The following is a 25,908-nucleotide window of genomic DNA, read 5'->3' as shown; positions in this document are numbered from 1 at the left end:
GCCCCTGCGCGCGGCCTGCGGTTGATGCTATCAACGAGCCTCCGCTTTGCCCCTCCACGAGGACGAGGATGGACGGTAAATTCCTGAATATTATCCTGGTCGAGGACGACACCGTCGACGTGATGAACGTCCGGAGGGCGTTCGAGAGGGGCAAGATCACGAACCCGCTCTGGGTGGCGGGCGACGGCGTGGAGGGGCTCGATCTGCTGCGCGGCAACCAGGTGCCCAGGGATCGGCGCCTCGTCCTGCTCGACCTGAACATGCCCAGGATGAACGGCATCGAGTTCCTCCGCGAGCTCCGGGCCGACGTCTCGCTGCGGGCGACGCCCGTCGTCGTGCTGACGACCTCGAACGACGATCGGGACAAGGTGGACGCGTACGATCTGAACGTCGCCGGCTACCTGCTCAAGCCCGTGACGTTCCTGAGCTTCGTCGAGCTCATGACGGCGCTGAACCGGTACTGGACGCTCGTGGAGATGCCTTGAACCCGAGGTCGGTGCGCCTCCTCGTCGTCGACGACGACACGGTCGATCGGATCGCGATCTTGCGTGCGCTGCGGAGCGGCCGCGTCGACGCCGAGATCAGGGAGGCCGATTCCGTCGATTCGGCGCTCGCGGTGCTGTACGAGCAGCAGGTCGACTGCGTGCTGCTCGACTATTACCTCCCCGGGGGCGACGGGCTCGCGGTGATCGAGGCGGCGCGCAAGGCGAAGCTCACGGCGCCGTTCATCATGCTGACCGGGCAGGGCGACGAGTCGCTCGCGGTCGATCTGATGAAGCGGGGCGCGGCGGACTACGTGCCGAAGAACCTGCTGACGCCCGAGCGGCTTGTGCAGAGCCTGCGCCACGTCCTGCGGCTGAGCGAGGTGGAGCGCCGCGAGGAGGAGGCGCGCAGGGCGCTCGCCCGCCACGCGAGCCAGCTCGCGCAGCTCACCGAGGCGACGCTGCGCATCCACAGGTCGCTCTCGCTGAACGAGCTGATCCAGCGCACCACCGACGAGGCGCGCGCGCTGCTCGACGCGGGCGTCGCGGCCTCGCGGCTGGCGGCGCGGGGCGTGGAGGAGCGGCCTTTGACGGGCATCTCGCTGTCCGAGGAGTACGCCGCGCGGGAGGACCGGGACGGCATCCGCGAGGTCGCGTTCGGCCTGATCGAGCGGAGGAGCACCAGCGTCCGGCTGACGGGCGACGAGATCGCGAGCGATCCGACGTGCGCCGACGTGTTCTCGCGCGCGCCGGCGGAGCTCCACCCGCGCTCGCTCCTCGCGGCGCCGCTGCGCGGCCGGGACGGCCAGTGCATCGGGAGCATCCAGCTGCTCGATCGGCGCGACGGCCCCTTCGTGGAGAGCGACGAGGTGCTGCTCACCCAGCTCGCGCAGTCGGCGTCCGTCGCCCTGGAGAACGCGCGGCTCTACAACGAGGCGCAGGCCGCGACGCGCGCCCGGGACGACCTCCTGGCGATCGTGTCGCACGATCTCCGGAACCCGCTCAACACGATCGCGATCACGGCGTCGCTGCTGCGGAGCGATCTGCTCCAGCGGGAGGACGGCGACGACGACGACGCCGTCCTGCTCGTCGACCGCATGGACCGCGGCATCCAGAGCATGACGCGGCTCATCGAGGATCTGCTCGACGCCTCGCGCATCGAGGCGGGGCGGCTCGTTGTGTCGCCGAGGGTGGAGCGGGGCGGGACGCTCGTCCGCGAGGCGCTCGACGCCGCCGCGTCGCTCGCGGAGGCGAAGGGCTGCCGGGTGACGCAGGGGCCGCTCGACGCGGGCCTGGAGGTCCTCGCCGATCGGGATCGCGTGCTCCAGGTCTTCTCGAACCTGCTCGGCAACGCGCTGAAGTTCACGCCGAGGGGCGGCGTCGTGAGCGTGTCGCTCTGCCGGGTCGCCGACAGCGCGCGCTTCTCGGTGGCCGATACGGGCCCGGGCATCCCGCCCGAGCACCAGCCGCACCTCTTCGATCGCTACTGGAAGGCCTCGCAGGAGTCGCGCACCGGGGCGGGGCTGGGCCTCTACATCGCGCGCGGCATCGTCGAGGCGCACCACGGGACCATGGCGGTCGAGAGCGCCCCGGGCCAGGGGACGACGATCCACTTCTCGCTGCCCCTGGCGAGCTGAGGGGCGTCAGGGCGACGGCGGCGAGCCCCCTCGGCCGATCCCGGGGAGGAAGCGGCCGACCTTCGCGCAGTAGGCCGCGTACGCGCCGCCGTGGGTGCGCAGGAGGTACGACTCCTCCACGAGGCGGACCTGGAGCTCGATCGCGACGACCAGCGCGACGAGCGAGGCGAGCGCGGCCGCGTTCGGGAGGATCAGCAGCAGCCCGAGCGCGGCCAGCATCATGAAGCTGAAGACAGGGTTCCGCACCACCGCGAACGGGCCTCCGGTCACGAGGCCCGTGCGCTCCGCGTCGCTGACGCCGATGCGCCAGGACGCGCCCATCGCGCCCTGGGACCAGAGCGTGCCGAGCGTCCCCGCGATCGTCATGGCCGCGCCGAGGCCGACGAGGGGCGGGCCGGGATCGGCGAGGGGCCCGATCCAGGCCGCGAGCTCCGCGACGGGGGCCAGCGCTCCCAGGACGAGCGCGATCACGAAGAGCACGCCGCCGAGCCACGGCAGCGACCCGGGTGGCCCCGAGATGCCGCGGAAGCCCGCCGATCCTGTCGCGCGGAGCTGCCTGAGCGAGCGCCATCCGAACGCGAGCGCAAGGTAGATCCCGTAGAGAACGAGGGCGAGCCAGGGTCGGTTCATGTCGAGCTCTCCTGTCGATGGGTCAGCCGGTAGAGGACCGGCAGGACGAGCAGCGTGAGCGTCGTGGACGAGAGGATCCCGCCGATGACGACCGTCGCGAGCGGGCGCTGCACCTCGGAGCCGGTGCCGGTGGCGAGCGCCATCGGGACGAAGCCGAGCGCCGCGACGAGCGCCGTCATGAGCACGGGGCGGAGCCGCGCGATCGAGCCGTGGAGCACGGCGTCGTCGAGCGCCTCGCCGCGCTGCCGCAGGTTCTCGATGAACGTCACCATCACGAGCCCGTTCAGCACGGCGACGCCCGAGAGCGCGATGAAGCCCACGGCCGCCGAGATCGAGAGCGGGAGCCCGCGGCCCCAGAGCGCGAGGACGCCGCCGGTGAGCGCGAGCGGGACGCCGGTGAAGATCAGCGCGGCGTTCCTGAGCGTCCCGACGGAGAGGAAGAGCAGGCCGAAGATCAGCCCGAGCGCCCCAGGGACCACCACGGCGAGGCGCCGCTGGGCGGCGAGCATGTTCTCGAACTGGCCGCCCCAGGACATCCAGTAGCCCGGCGGGAGCTTGATCTCGGCGTCGATCCGCGCCTCGGCGTCGGCGACGAAGCCGCCGAGGTCGCGCCCGCGCACGTTGCACTGGACGACGACGCGGCGCTTGCCGCTCTCCCGGCTGACCTGGTTCGGGCCCTCCTCCACGCCGATCTTCGCCACCGCGCCCAGCGGAACGAACGCCGCCCGCTCGAGCGCGCCGGCCGCCGCGGCGATGGTCGGGCCGCTCGGTCCGGTCGCGTGGCCCCCCTTGCTCCGGAGCGGGATCGGGAGCCGGTCGAGCGCCCCGATGTCGCGGCGGATGGAGTCGGGCAGCCGGAGCACCAGATCGAAGCGCTTGTCCCCCTCGAAGACCTCGCCGGCGCTCACGCCCCCGATCGCGGCCTCGACGACCGCCTGCACGTCGGCGACGTTGAGCCCGTAGCGGGCCACCATGCGCCGATCCACGTCGATGGTCAGCACCGGCAGGCCCGTGACCTGCTCCACCTTGACGTCGGCCGCGCCCGGCGTCGCCTTGAGGAGCGCGCCGATCTTGCTGGCCTCCTTGAGCATCACGTCGAGGTCGTCGCCGAAGACCTTGACCGCGACGTCGCTCCGCACGCCGCTGATGAGCTCGTTGAACCGGAGCTCGATCGGCTGGCTGAACTCGTAGTTCTGCCCCGGCAGCTCGTGGATCACCGCCTCGATCGCCTCGGCGAGCTCCTCCTGCGTCTTCGCCTTCTTCCACGCGCTCCGCGGCCGCAGCATCAGGTAGGTGTCGGAGACGTTCGGGCCCATCGGATCGGTCGCGACCTCGGCCGTCCCGGTCCTGGCGAAGACGTGCTCGATCTCGTCCGGGAACCGCTCCCTGAGGAGGCGCTCGAGCTGCGCCTGCATGGCCACGCTCGTCGTGAGGCTGATCGACGGGATGCGCGCCGGCTGGAGCGCGAGCGCCCCCTCGCTCAGCTTGGGGGCGAACTCGCTGCCGAGCCCCGCGGCGACCAGGCCGGAGGCGGCGAGGGCGACGCCCGCGATCGCGACCACGATCGGCCTGTGGGACAGCGCCCAGGCGAGCGCCCTCCCGTAGGCGCGCTTCGCGTGGTGAAAGAGGAGGTTCTCCTTCTCCGACACGTTGCCCTTGAGGAGCAGCGCCACGAGCGCCGGGATGAACGTCATCGACAGGATCGTCGCCCCCGCGAGCGCCAGGACGACGGTCTGCGCCATCGGCCGGAACATCTTCCCCTCGATGCCGGTCAGCGTGAGGATGGGCAGGTAGACGATCGCGATGATGAGCTCACCGAAGATCGTCGCCTGGCGGACCTCCTGGGACGCCTCGTAGGCGAGGTCGAGCCGCTCTTCGCGGGTGAGCACCCGCCCGAGCCGGCGCTGCTCCTCGGCGAAGCGCCGCACGCAGTTCTCGACGATGATCACCGAGCCGTCGACGATGAGCCCGAAGTCGATGGCGCCGAGGCTCATCAGGTTGCCGCTGATCTTGCTCTCGACCATGCCGGTGACGGCGATCAGCATCGAGAACGGGATCGCGAGCGCGGCGATGAGCGCGGCCCGGAGGTTGCCGAGCAGGAGGAAGAGCACCACGACGACCAGCGCCGCCCCTTCGAGAAGGCTGTTCCTGACGGTGCTCAGGGTGGCGTCGACGAGGTAGGTGCGGTCGTAGACGGTCTTGACCGTCACGCCCGCGGGCAGCGACTTGTTCACCGCCTTGATCTGGTCGTCCACCCGCCTGGAGACGGCGCGGCCGTTCTCCCCGACGAGCATGATGGCCGTGCCGATGACCGCTTCTTCTCCGTCCTCGGTGGCCGCGCCCGTGCGGAGCTCCTGGCCGACGCTGACCTCGGCGACGTCCTCGATCCGGATCGGCGCCTCGCGGTGGTTGCCGACGACGATGCCCCGGATGTCGTCCTCGCTCTGCACGAGGCCCGTGGCGCGGACGAGGTACTGCTCGCCCTTGTGCTCGATGTACCCTCCGCCCACGTTGGCGTTGTTGCCCGCGAGGGCCTCGAGCACGTCGCGGAACGAGAGCCCGTAGCCGACGAGCTTCGCCGGATCGGGCGAGACCTGGTACAGCCGCTCGTGGCCGCCGATCGAGTTGACCTCCGTCACCCCCGGCACGGTCCGGACCTGGGGCCGCACGATCCAGTCCTGGATCGTGCGTAGATCGGTGAGGTCGTACGGCTTGCCGTCGGGCCGCCTCGCGTCCGGCGCGGCCTCGAGGGTCCACATGTAGATCTCGCCGAGGCCGGTCGCGATGGGGCCCAGCTGAGGCTCGCCGAGCCCTGGCGGCAGGCTCTCCTTCGCGGCGCCCAGGCGCTCGGCCACGAGCTGCCTCGCCCAGTAGATGTCGGTGCCGTCCTCGAAGATCACCGTCACCTGGGAGAGCCCGTAACGGGACAGCGAGCGCACCTGCTGGACGCCCGGGATCCCGCCCATGGCCCACTCGATGGGGAAGGTGATCTGGCGCTCGACCTCCACGGGGGAGAGCGCCTTGACCGACGTGTTGATCTGCACCTGGACGTTGGTGATGTCCGGGACCGCGTCGATCGGCAGGCGGGTGAAGTTGTAGGCCCCGAGCGCGCCGACCGCGAGGGTGATGGCGACGACGAGGAAGCGATGGCGGATCGAGACGGACAGGAGCCGCGAGAGCAAGGTGAGCATGGGGTCCTCGCGCTCCTCAGTGCTGGTGTCCGGCCTCGGATTTGCCGAGCTCTGCCTTGAGGATGAAGCTGTTCTTGCCGACGTAGCGCTCGCCTGCGGCGACGCCGGCCTCGATCTCGACGACCGGCGCGGCGCGCCGCGGTTCGGGGGCGCCGGGTCGCCCGCCCGCGCCCTCTGCGTCGAGCGCCACCCCGCTCGTGCCACGGCGCCCGATCTTCACGGGGCGGGCCTCGAAGGCGTCGCCCTCCTCGACGAAGACGACGTCCTTGCCCTCGACCCGCTGGATGGCCTCGTCGGAGACGACCACGGGCGCGGCTGCCTCCTCGACGGCGATGTCGGCGGTCGCGAAGAGCCCGGGGCGCCACGCAGCGCCCGGGCTCTCTAGGACGACGCGGGCCACGGCGGAGCGGCTCTGCTCGTCGACGACCTGCCCCAGGTACGCCAGCGTGCCCTGCGCGCTCTGCTCGATCCCCTCGGCCTTGACCCAGGCCGTCTGGCCGATCCGCGCGCGGCTGAGGTCCTTGGCGTAGACGGTGACGTTGACCCAGATGGTCGACAGGTCGGCGATCACGAAGACCTGGGTGTCTTCCTTGAGCACCTCGCCGATGGCGATGTGCTTCTCGATGATGGTGCCGTCGATGGGGGCGACCAGCGCGTAACCGGTGCCCTTGCCAGCGCCCGAGCCTGCGGCGGCGCTGAGCTTCTGGGCCGCGCTGCGGTGCTCGATCCGCGCCTCGGCGACCGCCTGCCTGGCCGCGAGGTACTCCTTCTCGGCCGAGATGCGCTCCTTCCAGAGCGCCTCGTGGCGCGTGAAGCTCGCCTCGGCGAGGGAGAGGCGCTCCTTGGCCGCCAGGAGCTCGCGCTGGAGCTCGGCGAGCTCGCGGCTGTCGAGCACGGCGAGCACCTCTCCTCGCGTGACCGTGTCGCCCAGCTGCTTCTTCACCTCTCGCGCCGTCCCCGGCACGCGGGGCGTGACGTGCGCGATGGCCTCCGCGTTGAGCGCGACCTCGCCGGGGAGGGTGACCGTCACCGCGACGTTGCCCGGTCCGGCGGTGAGCATCTCCAGCCCGGCGTTGTGGATCATCGCGGGCGACAGCTTGAGCCTGTCGCCGTGGGCGTGCGCTTCCCCGGGCTCGTCCGGCGCGTGCTTCTCCGCGTGGTCGTTGTCGTGGTCGTGATCGCCGTCGTGGTCATCGCCGTGCGCTCCCTCCTTCTCGCCGTGCTGATGCCCGTCGTGCTCCTCGTGGCCGGCCTCGCGGTCGTGCCCGTGGCGTCCATGCTCGACGCGCACCGTGACGGCGACGGCCGCGACGACGAGCGCCAGGACGGCGGCGGCGATCGCGGCGATCACCTTCGGGGAAAGCTCTATCTTCCGCGGAGGAGCGCTCATCGGGGTGCCCTCCCCGCGGCGACCAGGAGCTCGATCTTGGCCGCCGCGTGCGCGTGCTCCGCCTCCAGCAGCGCCGCCTCGGCGTCGATGACCTCACGCCGCACCAGGAGGACGCTCGCGAGATCTTTCTCGCCGAGCTCGTACCCTCGCGCCGAGATCGCAGCCGCCTGTTCCATCAGGGTCGCCGTCGGTGTCAGCGCCTGGAGGGCCTCTTTCGTCGCCTTGTAACGCGCGTAGAGCTGGGCGACGTGGCCCGCGGCGCCGGTCCGCGCGGCCTCGGCGCGGGCCTGGGCGACATCGATCTCCGCGGCGGCGGTCGCGGCGCCGGCGCGGTTGGCGTTGAGGATCGGCAGCGGGATCGCGAGGCCGAGCATGCCGATGTTCGCGCCGTCGTCGCGCTCGACCTGGGCGACGACGTTGACGGTGGGCCACCCGGCCGCCCGCTCGCGCTCCGCCCTGGCCCGCGCGGCGTCGACCGAAGCCTCGGCGGCCCCGACATCGGGGCGCCGCCCCAGGTCGCCGAGGATCGACGCGAGCGGCGGCGGATCGTCAGGCGGCACGAGGGGCCCCTCCACCGGGGGCAGCTGCTGCGCTGCTCGCAAGGGGAGTCCGAGCAGGCCGAGGAGCGCCGCCTCGTCGGCGTCGCGTGTGCCTTCCGCCGCCTTCGCGGCAGCCTGGTCGCGCCCTCTCTGGAGCGACGCCAGGGCGACATCGACCTCCGGCACCTCGCCTGCCTTGCGCTGGCGCTCCGCGGCGGCGTGGAGCCGCTCTGCGAGCGCGACGCGGGCGCGGGCGAGCTGCACCTGCCGCTCGCCCCGGAGCACGAGGGCGTGCTGGAGCAGGGCGGCGAGCAGGACGCGACGCCGGCCATCTTCGGCGTTGATCTCGGCGGCGCGCTGCTCGGCCTTCGCGGCTGCGATGCGCTCGCCTCGCTGGCCGCCGAGCTCGATCGGCCACGCGAGGGACGCCGAAGCGGCCACCGGCTTGCTCCCGTCGGGGTTGAGCCGAACGCCGCCCATGCCGGTCAGCACGGGGTTCTCCAGGGAGATGGCGCCTGCGGCCGAGGTCGCGGCGCGGGCGACGCCGGCCTCCGCCGTGGCCACGCGCGCGCTCGGGGCTGCGCGGGCGAGGTCGGCGACGCGGGCGCGGGTGAGGGGCGGCTCTGCGGCGAGGGCCGCCTGGGGGGCGATCGACAGGAGGTGAAGGGCGAACGAGGAAGCGACGAACAGACGACGCACGGGGGGACGGAACATGGACGGACAGCCCTCGAGCGCTTGGAGCGCTCGCGCGAGGAACCGTGGTTGTGCCCGGTCAGGATCGCGTGAGAGGGCCGAGCTCACGGCGGCGCGGCGCAGGGGCGCTCAAACGCCAGTGCGCTGCTGCCGTGCTCGCGGGTGCGACACCTGACGAGGGCGCCTCAGGCGCGCGGGTGTCGGGGTGGCCGTTCGAGGCGGTGAGGGAGGCTGCGCCCTGGCATTTCCGGCAGCGTCGACGCGGCGATCTCGTACGCCTCCAGGAGGATGTAGGGCAGCGCGGCGCCGACGGAGAGCGTCATGGGGATACGGCCACAAGCGCAGTCGCTGCAGCTGGGCGGACAGTCCTCGTGGGAGCTGTCCGGCGCCGCATCCTCCTCGTGATGGGCCGACGACGCCTCGAGCATCGGGTGCTCGCAAGCGATCGTCATGCCGAGCGCCTGGAGGGTGTGGCCCTGCGCCAGGAGACCGACGACGAGCAGCACCGGGAGCGCGGCGCGGATCCAGCGAAGGATCGCGCTGCGGTCACAATGGGGTCGCCGGAGGCGGAGCATCCGATGCGAGCGTGGGGGAGGACCAGACGGGCGTCAAGGAAGGCGTTCGGTCGAGCCCGACCAGGCCGCTCGGCGACCGATGCAAGCCTGTGTGCGCCGTCGACGCGCGCCCGAACGGAGGATTGAGCAGGAATGCGCGCGACACGGTCACCGTGGCGCCCCGGACTCCACGCTGGAACATGCTGAGTGGACCCTCCACGAACAGCATGGGTCTGCCTTCAAAGCCCCCCTGCCGCGGACACCTCGCGCGCACGCCCGATGGATCGAGTGGCGTGGACGCCGATGCGATGGGCACATGAACCATCGTCCGTACCGCGCGAGTCTGCGAGGATCACCTGGACCCGACGGCCAGCGAGGAGCCTCGGGGGCAACCGCCGAAACAACATGTCGGCCAACCGCTCGGAGGAGCCCTGAGGGCTCCCAGGCGCGCTCTCCTGTTCCTCGGCGCGAGCGCGTGTGACATCCGCCCCGAACAGGCGGTCTGTCGCACGTCCGCCGGAGCGCCACTCCCCACGCGGCATGTGCTGCCCGCGTGCATCGCCGTGCGTCCAGCTGGGCGCAGACGACCGCTCAGCGGTGCCAGGGCAAGCCGTCAAGACTCAGACGCGCGCTCCAAAACCGGGCTGCCCCGTCAAGACACAAGGGCAGCGTCACCGGCACCGCACACGAGCCGAGGCAATGCGCTCAGGCAGGTGTACACAAGGAGTGGAGAACGAGGCGTCGAGAGAGAGACAGGGAGTGCGAAGGGGGGGACTTGAACCCCCACGGTGTTACCCGCTAGCACCTCAAGCTAGTGCGTCTGCCAATTCCGCCACCTTCGCGAGTGCGGTTGCGGGACGGAACCTACCCAGCTGGCCGGGGAAGTCAAGCTAATCCTCACAACGTCGTCACACGTCGCAGCGCCCGCGCTGGTCAGCCCGGCGTGGCGGCCTCGCGGCCTCGGCCGATCGCCGGCTGCCACGGCGGCGCGCGCACGATGCGGTGCGCGCGCCAGAGGAGCACGCCCGCAGGCACGGAGCGCTGCGCGCACCTCGCCCGCGGGCCCTTCAGCGGACGAGCGCCTCGACGATCTCGCGGATCTCGAACGGCTTGCGCACCCAGGAGACGCCGGAGTTCGCGGGCAGAGGATCGGCGCCGGCGCTGCCGGACATGACCACGAGCCGCACGTCCGGGTTGGCCCTGCGCACGGCGGAGACGGTGCCGAGGACGTCCTGCTGGATCGGCGAGATGTCGAGCAGCGCAGCCTGGAACGGCCCGGAGGCGAGGGCCCCCGGGAGCTCGACCGCGCTCTGCACGCTGACGATGCTCGCGCCGCGCGCGGTGAGCGCCGTGTCGAGCAGATCCACCACCGCGTCGTCGTCCTCGACCACCAGGATCCTGACGCCATCGAGGATCGTCCCGTGCTGCGGCGGCGACGTCGTGTTCCGCGGCACAGGCGGCTTTTCCTTGGCTCCTGCTTCGACGGGCGGGGCGTCGGCGGGCGGCGTGTCCTCGACGGGCCAGCGCAGCTCGAAGCGAGCGCCTTCCTCCGAAGGCACGAGCGCGAGCGCGCCGCCGGCAGCGCTCGCCAGCGCTGCGGAGTGGCGGAGACCGATGCCCGCTCCGCCAGGCCGCGTCGAGACGCCGGAGCTCAGCAGCGTCGCTCGGCGCGACGGCGGGACGCCGGGCCCCTGGTCCGCGACGCCGATGACGACCGCGGCGCCCTCCAGCCTGGCATCGACCCGGACGGACGAGCCGCGGGGCGACAGCGCCACGGCGTTGAGCAGGAGGTTCGTCAAGATCTGCACGACCGCAGCGCCGTTGCTCACGCCGGTGCGCGCGACCGTGGGCTCGATCACCGCGCGGAGCGCGATCGACGAGCGGCGCGCCTCGGGCTCGAGCCCCATCACGGCGTCGTCGATGACGTCGGCGATCAGGCGCGCCGGCTCCCCCAGCGGCCTCGACGCGACCTCGCCGTCGCCGGCCGGACGCCCCTCGGCGCCGATGGCCCGCCGGATCAGGCGGCGAGCGTCGCGCGCGCGGGACGCGGCGACGCCGAGCGCGCGGCCCAGCTCGGGGCCTTGCTCGCCCTGCGCGCGCTCGATGCAACCCACGATGACCGTGAGCGCGTTGGAGACCTCGTGCAGCGCGATCGCCAGCTCCTGCGCAGACGGAAGCGAGGTCCCGGTCGCGCGCTCCTCGTCGGCGCGCTGGCTCAGGTCGCCGCGCGGAGGAGGCGCGAGGGTCAGGCCATCCTCGGTTGAAGGCTCCGATGTCCCACCGCGCGTCGGCTGCGCCACGGGCGTTAGCCTATCTCGCTCCGCGCTGGGCTGGTACCGCCCTTTTTCGCTCCGACTTCACCGGGACATCGATGGGGGGAGCGGCAGTACATAGGAGCCATCGGCCGCCGACCGGGTCTCGCCGATCTGGATGCCCCTCGTCTCCTGCGCTGTCGCGCCCTGGACCGGCAGCCAGGCCACGACCGTGGCGTCGCCGAGCCGGGCGCCCGACGCGTCGCGGGCGACGCCCTGGAGCACGGCCGGGAACGAGATGGCGAGCTCGAGGTCGGTGACCGCGGCGTCCATCGCAGAGACCGTTAGGCGCGGCCTGACGAGCCACGGGTAGGTGGAGCCGGGTGCCGGGCGGACCGAGAAGTCGAACTCCCCTGGGTCGATGCCGATCGAGAACGCGCCGTCACGGAGGACCCCGGACGCCTGTCGGGGCAGCAGCGGCCCCGGCGTCAGCACCTGGCCGATGTAGGGCGTGATCTGGCCGCGGGCAGGGACCGCGAACACGCTGGCGCCGTCCATCAACTCGCCCATGGGCCCCTGGACGCGGCCGCGCAGCGTCCCGGCCTCGGGGATGACGACCGACTGACCGCAGTAGCAGTCGTCGCCGGCGGCGAACTTGAGCGGCTGCTTGACGGCCGCCTTGGTGGCGTCGTTGATCGGCTGCGCGAAGAGGACGTACTCGCCTGGCGGGAGATCGGCACGGAAGAGGCCGTTCGCGTCCGTCTCGGTGTCCAGTTTGTAGGCGGCGGTGGGCGCCCTGTCGATGATGGCGCTCTGGATACGGACGGCGGAGAGCACCGGGTTGCCGTTCACGTCGAGCGTCTGACCTTCCACGCGGCGCGCCGCCGCGTCGAGCTGGAGGAGCGACAGGTCCAGGTTCCCCGTGGAGCCCTGGAGCGCGAGCGCAGCGAGCTCCCAGTAGACCGTGGGCCTCGGCACTCCGTCCTTCGGACGCAGCCGGATGAGCGGGCTCCTGTCCTTGTCGGTCCAGTAGAACTTCACGCTGAACCCGACCTGCGTCGCGGTCGCCTGCGGGTCGGGCTCGGCCTGTTTGAGGAGGCCTACCTGGGAGAGGACGCTGCCGGTCACCGGGTCGACGAGATCGAGCTTCCACCCGTCGACGCGCACGCCCTCAGGCACCTGCAAGCTGCCCTGGAGCACGGCGGGCGCCTCGGCGTTGATGCCGAGCGTCCACTGCTCGGGGACCACCTGGTTCGGCAGGAAGATCGGCGGGGGGATGTCGTCGAGGCAATCGGCGCGCGCCTGCGGCATCAACGAGATGTGGTAGTCGCCTGCGGGGATAGAGAGCTGGAATCTCTGGCCGTCGATGCCGTCCGGCTCCGAGAGCGTCGAGTAGCTCTGGGTGGGCAGGCCCAGGATCGGCGCGATGCGCCGGAACTCGACCTTCACGGGGAACTGCCCGCCGGTCAGGGGAGGCAGCCCGCCGGTGCGGTTCTCGCAATAGGAGCCGCCGAGGCGCACCGTGGCCTTCACGCTCGCGGGCATGGGGATCGTGAGATCGACGGAATGCACCTGCCCGCCAGGGTCCTGAGGAGGGAAGCCGCTCGCTGCATCGAGAGCGAGGAGATGGGAGACCTCCGCGCCCAGCTCGGGCGAGGCGCGCGGCCGGATCTCGAGGATGAGCCCGTCGAGGTTCGCGCTCGTCGAGACGCACGCGCGTTGCCCGCTGACATCGGCGCAGGTCGCCCCCGGGCCGCACTCGACCGACCCGTCGCAGGCGTTCATGGGGGCGGACTCCGCCATTTCGAGGGGAATGCCGCAGGCCACCGAGGTCGCTAGGCTGGCGAGCAGCGCGGCGCACACGACGTGTCGCGCGCTCACGACGCCCTCCTCGTCAAAGACGCAGCGCGCGCAGCGCGGAGCAGAGACCGCCCCCGTGGCGGTGCGGCGGGAGAGCGCCGCGGCTCCGCGGAGACGCCGGCGACCGGTGGCCGCCAAGCTGATGAGAGCGACGCGCGGAGCCCGAACGGGTCCGCACCCGAGCAGGCGCAGGGGAAAATCACACCCGAACGAGAAGGCGATGTTCGTGCCAACCGACAGACGGCGTTCCGGGCAGCGTGTGGCGTGCATCCGCTCGACAGGGCGCCGCGCAACCCGCGGCGGCGCTGTGACAGCGCTGTCGCGTCGAGACGGATGCGCCGATGCGGCCACCCCGCACTCATCGCAACCAGACGAAGCACGGACATGCACACGGGAAAGCTCGGGTGAGACGGGATACGACCGGGCTCCGATCGGCGCTGCGGGGGCGCGAGGTCTGCGAGGAACATGACGCCACCGACGTCCGCGCAGCGGGTGCCGCGACGCCTACGTGCCTGCGCGGAAGCGCGAGCTTCCCGTGTCGACCCGCCGGAGTGAAGGCACCGTACCGGGCTGCCATCGCGCTTCGGCGTACTCCATCCGCGTCGCGAGGCGTACGAGATCGGCGATCTCGGGGACCGCCACGCAGGCCGCGGCGAGCCCTTCGGGGTCGGAGAGCGGGACCGCCAGCTCCAGGCCGCGCTCCTTGAGGGTCGCGCGCACGGCCGTGGCGACGTTGCCCGCGGCGAAGAGGCCAGCGCGGCGCATCGCGGTGCGGGTCGTCTTGACGGCCCCCTCGTAGGTGATCTTGTCGGCGCTGTCGCAGATCTCGCGGAGGCGACGCTCTGCGCGCGGGGGGATGAGCTGCCAGAGGTTCTGCTCGAGCCGCACCACGGCCGGGTTGCCGCGGGCGCTGTGCGCGGTGGCCTCCAGGGGCCCGAACGCGGCGACGATGGCGGAGAGCAGCGTGCGGAGCTCATCCTCCGAGCTGGTGTTCACCAGGACATGCTCGGGCATGGCGCCCGCGAGCTGAGCGCCGAGCAGGTAACGCAGCTCGGGGGTGTCCTCGCGGACCTCGCCCCGCAGCAGCACGGCCGGCGGGTTGACCCGGATGATCTGCCCCTCCGGCGGCGACGGAGCAGGCAAGGGCGCGCGCTGGTGGAAGAGCGCCGTGCGCAAGAGGCCGAGGTGAGCGGCCATGACGCCGTAGATCTCCCCGAGGAGGGTAGGCGATGTCGGCTGGATCCGCTCGGAGGGGACGAGCCCGGACTGGCCTGCGTCGCGGCGGTAGAGGCCCGTCTCCCAGACGATCGCGAGCGCCTCGTTGACCGGCGACTCCAGATCGCGGAAGAGCAGCGCGCTCACGAGCTCCGGCGCGTCGCGCTGCGTGGCGAGGGGCGGCGGCGTGACGACGCCCTCGCCGGTCCGATCGGACGGCTCGTCACCGTCGAAGGCGCGCAGCACGTGCTCGATGGCGCGGGCGTAGGTCATGTTCTTGTCGGCGATCGCGGCCGCCTGGAGGCGCTCCAGGGTGCCCCGATCGCCGAGGCGCAGGTGGGCCTGCATCCGCCGGACCGCCAGCGCCTCCCGGGAGCGATCGTCGCGCGGAGCGAAGCTCTTGATGAGCCGCTCGCCAGCGTCGTACGAGCCCGCGGCGAGCTCGCGGAAGAGCGCTGCCTCCTCGAAGCTCTCGGCCGCGGACGACGACCACGCGGCCACGAGCCGCGTCGCGGAGGAGGGCGGCTGGATCGACGCGGGGGCGGAGACCGGGGGCCCGGGCTGCGGCGCGCCGGCGCTGGAGCGGCCCGACGCGGCGCCGCCGCGCGCGGCGGTGCTCTCCGCGGCACCTGACACAGCGCTCGGTGACGGCGCCGGCGAGGCGGCGGCGCTCGCCGCCCCGTCGAGCAGATCGTCGTCCGACACCGCGGGAGAGGTGGATTGCGACGGGTCGTCCGCGATCAACCCCTCGTCGAGCGGATCGTTGAGCTCGACGAGATCGATGTGCGGGTTGCTCGAGGCCGGCGCGCCGCCGCTCGACGGCGCGCGGCTGCTCGCGGGCCCGACCCCGCTCGACGGCGCGCGGCTGCTCGCGGGCCCGACCCCGCTCGACGGCGCGCGGCTGCTCGCGGGCCCGACCCCGCTCGACGGCGCACGGCTGCTCGCGGGCCCGACCCCGCTCGACGGCGTACGGCTGCTCGCGGGCCCGACCCCGCTCGACGGCGTACGGCTGCTCGCGGGCCCGACCCCGCTCGACGGCGCGCGGCTGCTCGCGGGTCCGGCGCCGCTCGCCGCCGACGCAGCGCTGGGCGGCGCCTCTGGCGCCGCCTGGACCAACTCCGCCGCGGCTGCCCGGAGCGTCGCAGCCTGGGACACTTCCTCGGGAGGCAGGGTCGCCCGCTCGCTGGCCAGCTCGGCGTTCAGCTCGGCGATCTTCAGCCCCAGCGAGCGATCCGAGCCCGCGAGCGCCGTGGCCTGCGAGAGGATCTTCGTTGCGCGATCCGGGTCGCTCGACACGTGCAGGCGCGCGAGCTGCATCAGCGCGCGCGCGCGATCGATCCCCGAGCTCTGCGCGGCGAGCTCTTCGAGCGCCTTCCGGGCGGCCTCGGGCTCACCTCGCGCAGCCGTGAGCTCCAGCTGGCGGCGCAGCGCCAGCGTGCGCGTCTCCGGCTCCGCCGCGGCCTCCTCGAGCAGGCGCGCGGCCGCCTCGAGATCGCCGGCGTTCTGAGCGGTCTCGGCGGCGGCGAGCGCGACCCGACCGCGCGCGCGCATCCCCTGGAGATCGCCGCCGAGCGCGCGATCGAACAGCGGGAGGGCGGCGGAGAAGTTCCGCTTCAGGGCCAGGCGCTCCGCCATGCCGAGCGCGACCAGCGTGCTCGGGCCGACCTCGGCGTGGCGCCGGGTCAGCTCCCGCATGCCGGCGCCGTGGCCCTGGATGACGTCGAGCGTCTCGGCGAGCAGGAACGCGTGCAGGTCGACGTGCACGGGGCGCAGGCGCGGCGCGATGCGGCCGAGCTCCTCCACCGCGGCCTGCGCGTCGCGCGGCGTCCCGGTCCCGCGCAGGCGATACTCGATGCGGCGCGCCTCGAGGACGGCGTCCGGCGACTCCGGGGCGAGCTTCACGGCGCGGCGAGCGCGCTCGAGCGCCGTCGCGTCGTCCCCGAGCATCGACGTGGCGCGCGCCGCCTCGACCAGCAGCTGCGCGCGCCGCTCGGGGGCGTCGCGCGACGCGCTGGCGAGCTGATCGAGCGCCGCGGCGAGCGCGTGGCCGTCCCCCTCTCGGCGGGCGATCTCGACGCGGAGCTCGATCACGGCCTCGCGCGGCGCGATGCGAGCGACGCTCTCCAGCGTGTCCTTCGCGGACTCGACGTCCCCGCCGCCAAGGTAGCTGCTGCACGCGCGGAGGCTGTACTCGGCCCGCTCGTCGGTGGTCGTCGCGAGATCGCCCAGCCTGCACCAGAGCGGGGCGGCGCGCAGCGGCGTCCCGAGACGCTCGTGGATGTCCGCGAGGAACCTCAGCGCGCTCACGTCGTCCGGTGACGCCGCGAGCAGGGCCTCCAGCTCGGCGCACGCCTCGTCGAGGAGGCCGAGGCGCTGCTCGAGCAGCGCGGCGCGCCGGAGCCGCAGCGCGCGCCGCGTGTCCGGCAGCGGGGCCGCCTCGATGCGGCGCGCGAGGAGGGCGGCGACCGCGGCGTGATCGCCGCGGTCGCTCGCGTCCTGCTCGACGACCTCGACGGCGTGCATGTCGGTGAGATCCAGCCGGGCGATCGCCTCGTAGAGCGCCACCGCGGCGCCGCGATCGCCGAGCTCCTGGGCCAGCGGCGCGAGCTCGCGGAGCACGACCAGCCGCTCCTCGTCGCCGTTCAGGATGCCCTGGAGGCGCGTGAGCACGTCGAAGAGCCGCTGGCGATCGTCGGTGCTCCGCGCGAGCCGGATGAGCTCGTCGATGTGCGCCTTGTCGAACGGCGTCCTCTGGGCCGCCTCCAGGAGGAGCTCCACCGCGCCATGGAGATCGCCGCCGGCGGCGAGGATGCCGGCGTGCTCGCGCGTCAACCCGAGGCGGACGGCATCCGGCAGGTCGATGCGCGCGAGCTCGGACTGGACGAGCGTCTCGAGATCGGCGCTGCGACGTTCGGCCGCGTACAGCCGGCGCAGCCGGGTGACGACCTCGTTGCGCGTCTCGCCCCCGAGCTGCCCGCCGGCGAGCGCCCGCTCCAGGGCGACGGTGGCCTCGGCGCGCTGTCCCTCGCGCTCGTGTTTGTCGGCGAGGTGCAGCAGCGCCTCGAGGCGCCGCGCGACCGGCAAGGCGTCGTCCAGCGAGCGCTTCAGCCCCTCGTCCCCGCTGGCCTCGACGGCCCCCTCCGCCTCGTACGCGAGCGCGTCGTCCTCCGGCGCGCGCCGGGCGGCCTCCACGAGCAGCGCCGCGGCGACCGGCGGCACGTTCAGGGCGCCAGCGAGCTTGCTCGCCCACCTGAGCAGGCCCGGACCGACGCTCGAGTGCGGCCTCATCGCCGCGGCGTACACCGCCGCGACGAGGTGCGACGCCGGCTCGGTCTGCCGCGCGAGCTCGTCGACGATGTCGAGGAGCGTCTGGAACTCGTCGACGTCGCCGTCGGCGAGCATCGCGCGCTCGATCGCGGCGAGCGCGAGCGCGGGCGCGTCGAGGACGGCGACGGCGATGCGCGCCATCGCGAGCCCCGCGCGGGCCCCCTCGGGGCCGTCGAGCTTCGCGATGCTCGCCTTGACCGCGCGGTCGAAGCGGATGGCCTCGACCTCCGGCTGCCCCGTGCACGCGATGAGATCGCGGATGGCGGCGCCGACGTCCTCGACGAGCGCCGCGTCTGGGCGTACGACCATCGCGCGGAGCAGGATGTCGAGGCGCAGCCGGAGGCCCTCCTCCGTGCGGCCGGTGAGGGCCGCGGCGCGCTTCAACCACGCGTTGCGCGACGCCGGATCGGCCGTCGTCGCGACCCGTTCGAGCGCGCGCACGGCGTCCGACGGCTCGCCGACGTGCTCGGTGAGCCGAGCGAGCAGCACGTACGAGGTGCCCTCGGTCGGGACCGCCTCGAAGCTGGCCACGGCGTGCGCGAGCGCGAGCTCGAACGCGCCGCGCCTCTCCAGCTGCCGCGCCGCGCGGTAATGGGCGGCGCGGCGGCCGTAGCAGCCCAGGGCCGCGTCGGCGAGCAGCCGGTAGGTCTTGTCGAGGACGACGATGCCGCCGCCGGCGTCCGCCGATTTCTCGACCAGCGCTACGGCGTCCGCGCGGAGGGGATCGAGCTCGATCGCGCTCGCCGCCGCGGAGAGCGCGCGCTCGGGCAGGCCGTGCTCGTGCGCCAGGTTGGCGGCCTCGATCAGCAGGGTGGCGCGCCTGCGCCGCTCGGGCCCGACGTCGCCCGACCACCTGTTCTCGTCCGCGGCGGGCTGCGCCCCCCTCTCGCTCCGCACCTCCGCGGCGCGCGCGACGATCGCCTCGATCGCCGCCTCGACGCCCGCGAACTCGCACATGTCCCGCGCGTAACGCTCGGTGCCGCCGCTCGGCGCGAGCTCGCTCGCGCGGAAGAACGCCTCCTCGGCGCCCCGGTGATCCTCCGCCAGGTCCCAGCGCAGGCTGCCGAGCTCACGCCACGCGGCCGCGGCCTCCGCCGCCGCGCCGGCGCCCTGCGCGGTGAACGCCCGGGCCTTCGCCTCGGCCAGCGCGATGGCGCCGTCGGAGCTGAGCCCCTTCGCGTCGAGCAGCGACGACTCGAGGCGCTGGACCCGCGCGAGGATCTCGTGAGGATCGGCCTGCACCGCGGCTGCGCGCGCGAGCTCCTGCGCCGCCCCGTCCGGATCGCCGCCGTCGAGCCGGCAATCGGTGAGCATGAACATCAGCTCGGGGGCGTGCGCCGCCGTGATCTCGACGGCCAGCCACCGCTCGAGCACGGTCACCGCGAGGTGAGGGTCGCCCGCCCGGCGCGCGAGCTCCAGCAGCCGCTCGCGCAAGAGCGGGTTCTGCGGGCCGAAGACGTCGAGCGAGCGCCTCGCGAGCGCCGTGCCGCGCTCGGGATCGAGGTCGTAGAGGGCGTGCAGCGCGCTCGCCAGCGCCGCCGCCATCTCGCCGAGCGGCTTGGGCTGCGCCAGGATCCACGCGAGCGCGTCCGAGAGCCGGGCCGCGTCGCCGGCGGCCGCGGCGCGGCGGATGAGCTCCGCGGTCGCCTGGGGGCACCCTGGCCGCAGCGCGAGCCAGCGCTGGGTCCACGCGAGCGCGAGCGGCAGCTCGCCCAGCGCCTCCAGCGCCCTCGCGAGGCCGTCGCAGAGCGCGCCGCGCGGGAACACCGTGGTGATGGAGCGCTCGATCGCGGCCGCCACAGCCCGGTCGACCTCGAACGGAGGCGCCTCGCCGGCCTCCGCGGCGGCGGCGAGATCTGCCGTGAGGATGGAGGCGAGCGTGGCCACGGCGCGCGCGGACGACGGATCGGCCTCGCAGGCGAGCAGCGCGACCTCGCGCGAGAGCGCCGCCTCGCGCGCCCGCTGCGTCCGGTGGTAGAGCGCCGCGGCGATCGAGAGCAGCACCGCGCGCAGCGCCGGCCAGACCGGCGCGGCGAGCTGCACGAGCGCGTCGGCGCGCTCCCGCAGGCGCCCGGTCCGCGTGGCCAGCACGAGCGCGGCGCTCGCCGCGCCGCGGTGCCCCGGGGCCTCGCCGAGCAGCGGCAGCACCTCGTCGAGGGCGCGGGCGTCCTGGCCTTGCCGCCGGGCGATCGCCGACAGGAGGAGCCTTGCGCGCACCAGCTCGACCCGCGTCAGCGAGGCCGCGCGGATCGCCTCGGACCTCGCGGAGCGCGCGCCCTCGGCCTCCGAGGGCGCCCGCATCGCCTCGGCCAGCCGCGCCCGGAGCAGGGCGTCGAGCGCGGCGCCTCCCCCGGTCCGCCGGCTCAGCCGATCGAGCGCCAGCAGGCAGCCGCGGTCGGCCGGCAGCGCCCGCGAGAGCCCCACGAGCGCCTCCTCGTAGGCCGCGCGCTCCTTCGGGCGGCCGCGGTAGATCACGACGAGCCGGCGGAGCGCGTCGATCCGCCCCTCGGCGGTGTCCGCGCCGCGGAGCGCGCGCTGCGCCGCGGCGAGCGCCTCGTCCTGCCCCTTGAGCCGATCGGCGATCCGCTGGAGCCCTGCCTCGGCGTGCGTCGGGTCGCCGCCGACGTCTCTCAGCGCCTCGAGCGCCCAGCGCGCGAGGCCGGGGTCGCCGATCTTCTCTTCCGCGAGGCGCGCGAGCTCCGAGAGCGCGTCGATCCGCCCCGCCGCGTCCTCCGTCGCCCGCGCGTCCGAGCCCTCGCCGATGCGGATGAGCGCCTCGACGAGGGGCGCCATGTCGTGCAGCGTCGCCGCGTGGTCGCGCAGCGCGGTGCGCGCGGCGGCGCTGCCGGAGTCGCTCGCCGCGGCCTCGATCCAGGCCTCCACGGCGCGGTCGGGGCTCGCGAGCGGGCCAGCGTGGAGCCGCGCGAGCGCCACGTACGCCTCGGCCCTCGGCGCCCCGACCCGCTGCTCCGCCCTGAGCTCGATCCGCGCGGCCACGAGCTCGTAGAGCCCCGCCTGCTCCAGCACCTCGTCGATCGCGCGGGCGGCGTCGCCGTCGATCGCCCCGTCGAGGCCCGCGTCGAGCACGCACCCGACGGCGCGCGCCCAGTCGCCCTCGTTCGTCGCGCCCTGGAGCCGGTGGCCGTGCACCTCCATCGCGCGCCGCAGGGCGGAGGGGCCAGGGGCCTCGCCCTCGCCGCGAGGCGCCCGCGCCGCGAGCGCGTCGGCGTGCGTCCGGAGCACCTCGTCGGCCGCGCCCTGCCGGCTGCGCAGGAACAGCGCGGCCGCCATGGCCTTGGCGGCCATGTCGTCGTGAGGCGCGATCTCGAAGGCGCGCAGGCGATCCTCGAACGCCGCCTCCCGCTCCCGCGCGGCTTCGCGCCGCTTGGCCGCCTCCAGGTACGCCTTCGCCGCGGCCGCGGGGAACACCTCGTCCGACGCCCAGGCCGCGATCGTGCCGAGCAGCTCGCTCGCCATCGCGTCGTCCGGGGCGAGCTCGCTCGCCTCTTCGAGCGCGTCGACCGCGCCCGCGACATCGCTCGCGCGCGCGAGGAGCACGGCGATCTTCACCAGCATCCGCGCCGTCGCGCCGGGCGGCTGCGCGTCGTCGCGCAGGCCGCGCAGCGCCGCGGCGGCCAGGGCTGGCTCGCCCAGCCCGGCCAGCCAGCCGGCGAGCTCGCTCCTCATCGCCGGATCGTCGCCCAGCGAGAGCGCCCGGCGCGCCAGCGTCGTCGCCTGGTCCAGCTCGACGCCGCGCGCGGCGAGGATCCTCGCGAGGGCGAGGGCCGCCTCGCGCTCCCCTTGCGCGTCACCGGCGGCGCGGCGCTCGTCCATCCGCGCGCGCCAGTAGGCCTCTTCAGCCCGCGGGCCGCGGTGGCGCGACACCGGCGCGATCGCCCGGGCCCCTGCGAGGACCAGCTGCCCCGCAGAGGCGGGCCCGGCAGGCTCCATCAGCTCCGGCGAATGCAGCGACCTCCTCGCGCCCGACGCTGATGCTGCCCGATCCGGAGGTGAAGAGCTCATTTCGGCGACCCGCTTCGGGTATGCTGAACCCGCTCAGCCTACCAGAACGACCGAGGTACAAGGCCAATCTTCCGGTGCAATCTCGCGCTTTACCGGAGCGTCACCGCGAACGGTAACACCGTGAGCGCCCTCTCTCCGGCCAGGAGAGGCGCCATGGAGGCGGCGAAGGTCCCGACCTCCGGCGCGACGCCGAGCCACTCCGGCAGGAGGACGGAAGCCATCGCCTCCCGCGCGCGCTCCTTGAGCGCTGCGCGGTCGGGAGCCCGAGCGCTGCCCTCGTTCGCTTCGTCGCCCGTCGCCAGGAGCTCCAGCAGCCCGCCGTCATCCTGCTCGATCTCCACAGGCGCGTCCGCCGGCAGCTCCGCCAGCTCGCGCGCGAGCGCGATCGCTCGCTCCAGGCCGCCGAGCTCATCGACGAGCGAGCGCCCTGCGGCCTCGACCCCGCCGAAGATCCGTCCCTCCGCCGATGGTGCGATCGTCTCCAACGGGAGGTTCCGTCCCGTCGTGATGCGCTTCAGGAACAGATCGTAAACCGCCTCCATGGAGGCGAGCACACGGGCGCGTGTGGGCTCGTCCCAGGGTGTGAGCGCCGACATGTACGCGGCGCGCGCTGCCCGCTGAGGATCCGGGTTGGCCGCGACCGTCTCCGCGTTGATCCCGACGTCCGCAAGCGCCTTCCCGACGGCGAACTTGCCGCCCACGACGCCGATCGAGCCGATGATGCTCGTCCGCTCGGCGACGATCTTGGTGCCAGCGCAGGCGAGGTAGTAGCCGCCGCTCGCGGCCATCCCGCCGATCGAGACGACCAGCGGCTTCTGCTGCCGCAGCCGCATCAGCTTCTGCCAGAGCAGATCCGAGGCCAGCGCCGAGCCGCCGGGCGAGTCGATCCGGAGCACGACCGCCTTCGCGCTCTTGTCCTCGATGAGGCGCGTGATCGTTTGCCCGAGCTCGCGCTCGCCGATCCCGTCCGACGAGCCGATGGGCATCCCCTTGGCGCTCATGGTGATGCCGCCGATCGCCGGGACGACCGCCACGTGCGGCGTCCCCAGCGAGCTCGCCCCGGAGACCGAGCGGAACACGTCCACGAGGCTCCGGGAGAAGCTCGCATCGCGCGGGGCGCCGCCGAACCGCGGCACGGAGCGCTCGGTGCCAGCGAGCTTCTTCGCGTCCTCGGTCGCGGACTCGAGATCGCCGATCTCGTCCACGAGCGCCCTCGCCTTCGCCTCCTCAGGCGCGAACGGGCCGTCCTCGAGGGCCTCCCGGAGCTCCTCCTTGCCGCGCCCGTCCACGATGGCCGACAGCCACGCCTCGCGGACCCCGCCGAGCGCCGACTCGAGCGATCGACGCGCCTCGGGGCTCGCCCCTTCCCGCGTGAACGGCTCGCTCGCGCCCTTGAACTTCCCCACCTGGAGGAAGTCGACGTCCACGTTGAGCTTGTCGAGGAGCCCCTTCGCGAACACCAGCTGCGCCGCGATCCCCACCGTGTCGACCTGCCCGGCAGGGCTGAGCCAGAGCTTGCTGCAGGCGATGGACGCCAGCAGCATGGTCGCGTTGTTGTACTCGTCCGCGTGGCACACGACCGGTCGCCCCGCCGCGCGGACATCGCCGAGGATCCGGCCGATCTCGTGGGCCCGCGCGAACGCGAGGCGCGCGCTCCCGAGCCGCACGAGGAACCCCTTCGCGCTCGCGGACTCGGACAGCGCTCGCAGCGACTGCACGAGCTGCGCGTGGGTCCTGCCGCTCGGCGGGCCGAAGAGCGACGCGGACGCGCTCTCGGGGAGCCCGCGCGAGAGATCGATCTCGATGACCGCCGGCTCGTCGAGGCCCGCCGCGGCGGGCGCCGGCAGCGCCGCCGCCCGCTCTCTCCCGGTGCAGCCAGCCATCGATGCCGCCACGGCGAGGGCGCCGACGCCCGTCCACCGCGCCCCGCGAGCTCGGCGCTTACTCATGCTTCATTCCAGGCAGATCCGAGGTGTCGATCGGCGGCGCCGTCGCCCCAGGCGCGGCGGTCGGCGGCGGATGCACGCCGGGCAGATCGCTCGTATCGATGGTGCCGCCCGGGGCGACGTAGTCGTCGGGCACGCGGCCGTCGTCCGGCTCGGCCTCCGGCCCGCGCCGAGGGCGCCCCGACGCGGCCGGCGGGCTCGCGGGAGGAGCGCTCGCCGCGGCCTTTGGGCTCGGCGGAGGAGCGCCCGCCTGCGGGCTCCCCGCGCGCGCGCTCGACGCCGGCTCGGCGACGCTTCCTGGCTCGCCCTGCGCCTTCTCGAGCCGGTCGATGAAGGCCCGGAGCGGGCGCGCGAGCGGGTGCGGCCGGCTCGTCGCCAGCAGGCGCTCGTTCTCGGCGCGCGCGGCCGCGAGATCGCCGGACCTCGCGAGCGCATAGACGAGGAGCGCCCGCGCTCGCCCGGGGCTCTGCTCGATGCTCGCCGCCGTCCGGAGCCGCTCGACGACGGCGGCCCAGCTCGGATGAGCCTCCGCGAGATCGAGCGCGGCCAGCGTCAGCGCGCTCTCCGGCTGCGCGCTCTCGGCCGAGATCGCGCCGACGAGCTTCCGCGCGGAGGCGAGGTCGCCCTGCATGCGGAGCAGATCGATCGCCGCGCGGGTCACCTCGGCGTTCGCCGGCGCGACGCGCCGCGCGTGCTCGACCGCCTTGCGGGCGCGCTCGATCGCGATGTCGAGCTCGTGCCGCGCCGTGTCCAGATCCGCGTCCCCTGCGGCGAGCAGCTGCAGCCGCAACCACCGCACGTCCGCGTTCACCGTCTCGACCCGGGCCAGCGCCGCCGCGACGCGCGGGTCGTCCTCGGCGAGCGCGCTCGCCTTGACGAGCTTGTCCCTCGCCGTCTCCGGATCCCCTTCGGCCAGGCTCCTCTCGCCCTCGGCGAGCAGCGCCGAGACACGATCGTCGCTCGCTGCAGGCCGGGCCTGAACGGCCGGCTTGAGGTACTTCGGCCCGAGGGTCGCCGCGCTCACCACGATGAGGCCGACGACGATGAGGCCGACGACCCACCGCGCGATCCCCGTCCTCCTCGAGGGCAGCGACGTGATCCCCGCGTCGCCGTCCCCCTCGTCGACATAGGAGGGACGCCCCTCGGGCTCCGCGGGTGCGGTCGGCGACCCCGACGTCGCTGCCCGCCGCGACGCGTGGTCTTCGCTCGCCACGCGCGGCGCCCCGCGCCTCGCCACGGGGGCTTCTTCTCCCGGGCTGCCGGCGCGCTCGATGCGCGGCGGTGGTACGCTGTTCGGCATCCGCAGCGGAAGGACGCCTGCAGCGCGCCCCTGCCCCTCGCCGCCGGCGTCCGCGGGCCCGGGCCTGATGCTGCCCTGGCGCGCCTCGGCGACCCCCGCGCCGCGGAGGGTCCGCGGCTCCTGCCGGCGCGCGGGGTGCCCGTCCGGCAGCGGCGGCGCCTCTTCCGGCGGCACCACGACCCCGGGCAGCGCGCTCGGCTTCGTCATCGCCCGCGCGGGGGCGCTGGCCTCGGAATCGTAGGTCGCGGTCTGCGCCCCGCGGCGCGGCGACGGGCGCTCCCTGCCCGACTGGACCTCCCGCACGTCCCGAACGATCGTCTCTGCGTCGTGGATGGACTCGGGGGCGACATCCGCGTCGCTCTCCGCCCGCGGGAGCGGGATCGCGACCGAGTGCTCGGTCTGCGCCGGCGCCGGGCCGCCGAGCCCTGGAGGCGTCAGCGACCTCGAGCGGCCAGGGAACGGCGAGGGCCCGCCGATGCCCAGCGCGGTCCCGGCCATCACGATGCTGCCCGGCCCCTTGAAGAACGGCTCCAGCTCCGCGATCGACCCGAGCCGCCGCGGCCTCGCGTTGCCGCGCGAGATCACGTCGTCGCGAGTGATCTGGCCCTGGCTGATCGCCGCCTGGAGCTCCCGGAGCATCTTGAACTCGAGCTCCCGGCCGCCGAGCGTGCGCACCACCCACTTCTCGGGGAGCGCGCCGTCGGTGCGGCGAACCTTGAACTGGAAGCCGCAGTTCGTGCACTTGACCGTCGTGCCGCGCTCCGACACGAGCGCGTCGTCGAACTCGTACTCGGTGCTGCAACGTTCGCAGGTGACATCCATCTGCTCGACCGGTCCCCGTGTCCTCGCGAACGGCTGGCCCCCAGGCG

Annotated in this window: 12 protein-coding genes and 1 tRNA gene; 2 read left to right on the top strand and 11 right to left on the bottom strand. The window is 73.8% G+C overall.

The genetic code is table 11. The features are described 5' to 3' along the window. The first annotated feature begins 68 nt into the window (after positions 1 to 68). Both WMF46_RS46690 and WMF46_RS46685 read left to right on the top strand, forming a co-directional pair. Positions 69 to 485, top strand: a complete 417-nt coding sequence (locus tag WMF46_RS46690) for a response regulator (RefSeq protein ID WP_437547580.1) — start codon at positions 69 to 71, stop codon at positions 483 to 485. Further along, positions 482 to 2,119: an ATP-binding protein gene (locus tag WMF46_RS46685; RefSeq protein WP_437983152.1), complete on the top strand. Its 1,638-nt coding sequence runs from the start codon at positions 482 to 484 to the stop codon at positions 2,117 to 2,119. The genes WMF46_RS46690 and WMF46_RS46685 overlap by 4 nt, the downstream gene beginning before the upstream one ends. A gap of 6 nt (positions 2,120 to 2,125) precedes the next feature. On the opposite strand, the gene WMF46_RS46680 is transcribed toward WMF46_RS46685, so the two are convergent. The 11 genes from WMF46_RS46680 to WMF46_RS46630 form a co-directional block, all read right to left on the bottom strand. After that, entirely contained in the window at positions 2,126 to 2,749 is a 624-nt protein-coding gene (locus WMF46_RS46680; protein ID WP_437983151.1) for a methyltransferase, read from the bottom strand. Beyond that, positions 2,746 to 5,940 carry an efflux RND transporter permease subunit gene (locus WMF46_RS46675; RefSeq protein ID WP_437983150.1) on the bottom strand — a complete coding sequence of 1,065 codons (3,195 nt, stop codon included), beginning with the start codon at positions 5,938 to 5,940 and terminating at the stop codon, positions 2,746 to 2,748. The genes WMF46_RS46680 and WMF46_RS46675 overlap by 4 nt, the downstream gene beginning before the upstream one ends. 16 nt (positions 5,941 to 5,956) lie before the next feature. Then, positions 5,957 to 7,330: an efflux RND transporter periplasmic adaptor subunit gene (locus WMF46_RS46670; RefSeq protein ID WP_437983149.1), complete on the bottom strand. Its 1,374-nt coding sequence runs from the start codon at positions 7,328 to 7,330 to the stop codon at positions 5,957 to 5,959. Then, on the bottom strand, positions 7,327 to 8,583 hold the full coding sequence (locus WMF46_RS46665; protein ID WP_437983148.1) for a TolC family protein: 1,257 nt from the start codon (positions 8,581 to 8,583) through the stop codon (positions 7,327 to 7,329). The genes WMF46_RS46670 and WMF46_RS46665 overlap by 4 nt, the downstream gene beginning before the upstream one ends. Positions 8,584 to 8,747: 164 nt before the next feature. Continuing rightward, complete coding sequence (locus WMF46_RS46660; protein WP_437983147.1) at positions 8,748 to 9,137, bottom strand: hypothetical protein; 390 nt, start codon at positions 9,135 to 9,137, stop codon at positions 8,748 to 8,750. Positions 9,138 to 9,876: 739 nt separating this feature from the next. Beyond that, a tRNA-Leu gene (locus WMF46_RS46655) sits at positions 9,877 to 9,958 on the bottom strand. 225 nt (positions 9,959 to 10,183) lie between these two features. Then, positions 10,184 to 11,416, bottom strand: coding sequence for an ATP-binding protein (locus WMF46_RS46650; RefSeq protein ID WP_437983146.1), 1,233 nt, complete (start codon positions 11,414 to 11,416; stop codon positions 10,184 to 10,186). A gap of 57 nt (positions 11,417 to 11,473) precedes the next feature. Then, positions 11,474 to 13,249, bottom strand: a complete 1,776-nt coding sequence (locus WMF46_RS46645; RefSeq protein WP_437983145.1) for a carboxypeptidase-like regulatory domain-containing protein — start codon at positions 13,247 to 13,249, stop codon at positions 11,474 to 11,476. Between the two features lie 483 nt (positions 13,250 to 13,732). Beyond that, complete coding sequence (locus tag WMF46_RS46640) at positions 13,733 to 21,721, bottom strand: hypothetical protein (protein ID WP_437983144.1); 7,989 nt, start codon at positions 21,719 to 21,721, stop codon at positions 13,733 to 13,735. 161 nt (positions 21,722 to 21,882) lie between these two features. Next, positions 21,883 to 23,742: a S49 family peptidase gene (locus WMF46_RS46635; protein ID WP_437983143.1), complete on the bottom strand. Its 1,860-nt coding sequence runs from the start codon at positions 23,740 to 23,742 to the stop codon at positions 21,883 to 21,885. Then, positions 23,735 to 25,861: a zinc-ribbon domain-containing protein gene (locus WMF46_RS46630; RefSeq protein WP_437983142.1), complete on the bottom strand. Its 2,127-nt coding sequence runs from the start codon at positions 25,859 to 25,861 to the stop codon at positions 23,735 to 23,737. Before WMF46_RS46630 ends, WMF46_RS46635 begins: the two co-directional genes overlap by 8 nt. Positions 25,862 to 25,908: the final 47 nt, after the last annotated feature.

It is taken from the genome of Sorangium sp. So ce117 (assembly GCF_051524395.1).
In the GTDB taxonomy this organism is placed as follows: Bacteria; Myxococcota_A; Polyangia; order Polyangiales; family Polyangiaceae; genus Sorangium; species Sorangium cellulosum_B.
Note: the sequence above shows the minus strand (reverse complement) of the source record. Positions and strands in the feature narration are given on the sequence as shown.

What these genes read in the sequence shown, in the direction of transcription:
- WMF46_RS46675 (WP_437983150.1), bottom strand. Translation starts at nt 5,940, where the DNA reads ATGCTCACCTTGCTCTCGCGGCTCCTGTCCGTCTCGATCCGCCATCGC.
- WMF46_RS46660 (WP_437983147.1), bottom strand. Translation starts at nt 9,137, where the DNA reads ATGCTCCGCCTCCGGCGACCCCATTGTGACCGCAGCGCGATCCTTCGC.
- WMF46_RS46670 (WP_437983149.1), bottom strand. Translation starts at nt 7,330, where the DNA reads ATGAGCGCTCCTCCGCGGAAGATAGAGCTTTCCCCGAAGGTGATCGCC.
- WMF46_RS46680 (WP_437983151.1), bottom strand. Translation starts at nt 2,749, where the DNA reads ATGAACCGACCCTGGCTCGCCCTCGTTCTCTACGGGATCTACCTTGCG.
- WMF46_RS46640 (WP_437983144.1), bottom strand. Translation starts at nt 21,721, where the DNA reads ATGGAGCCTGCCGGGCCCGCCTCTGCGGGGCAGCTGGTCCTCGCAGGG.
- WMF46_RS46630 (WP_437983142.1), bottom strand. Translation starts at nt 25,861, where the DNA reads ATGGATGTCACCTGCGAACGTTGCAGCACCGAGTACGAGTTCGACGAC.
- WMF46_RS46690 (WP_437547580.1), top strand. Translation starts at nt 69, where the DNA reads ATGGACGGTAAATTCCTGAATATTATCCTGGTCGAGGACGACACCGTC.
- WMF46_RS46665 (WP_437983148.1), bottom strand. Translation starts at nt 8,583, where the DNA reads ATGTTCCGTCCCCCCGTGCGTCGTCTGTTCGTCGCTTCCTCGTTCGCC.
- WMF46_RS46635 (WP_437983143.1), bottom strand. Translation starts at nt 23,742, where the DNA reads ATGAGTAAGCGCCGAGCTCGCGGGGCGCGGTGGACGGGCGTCGGCGCC.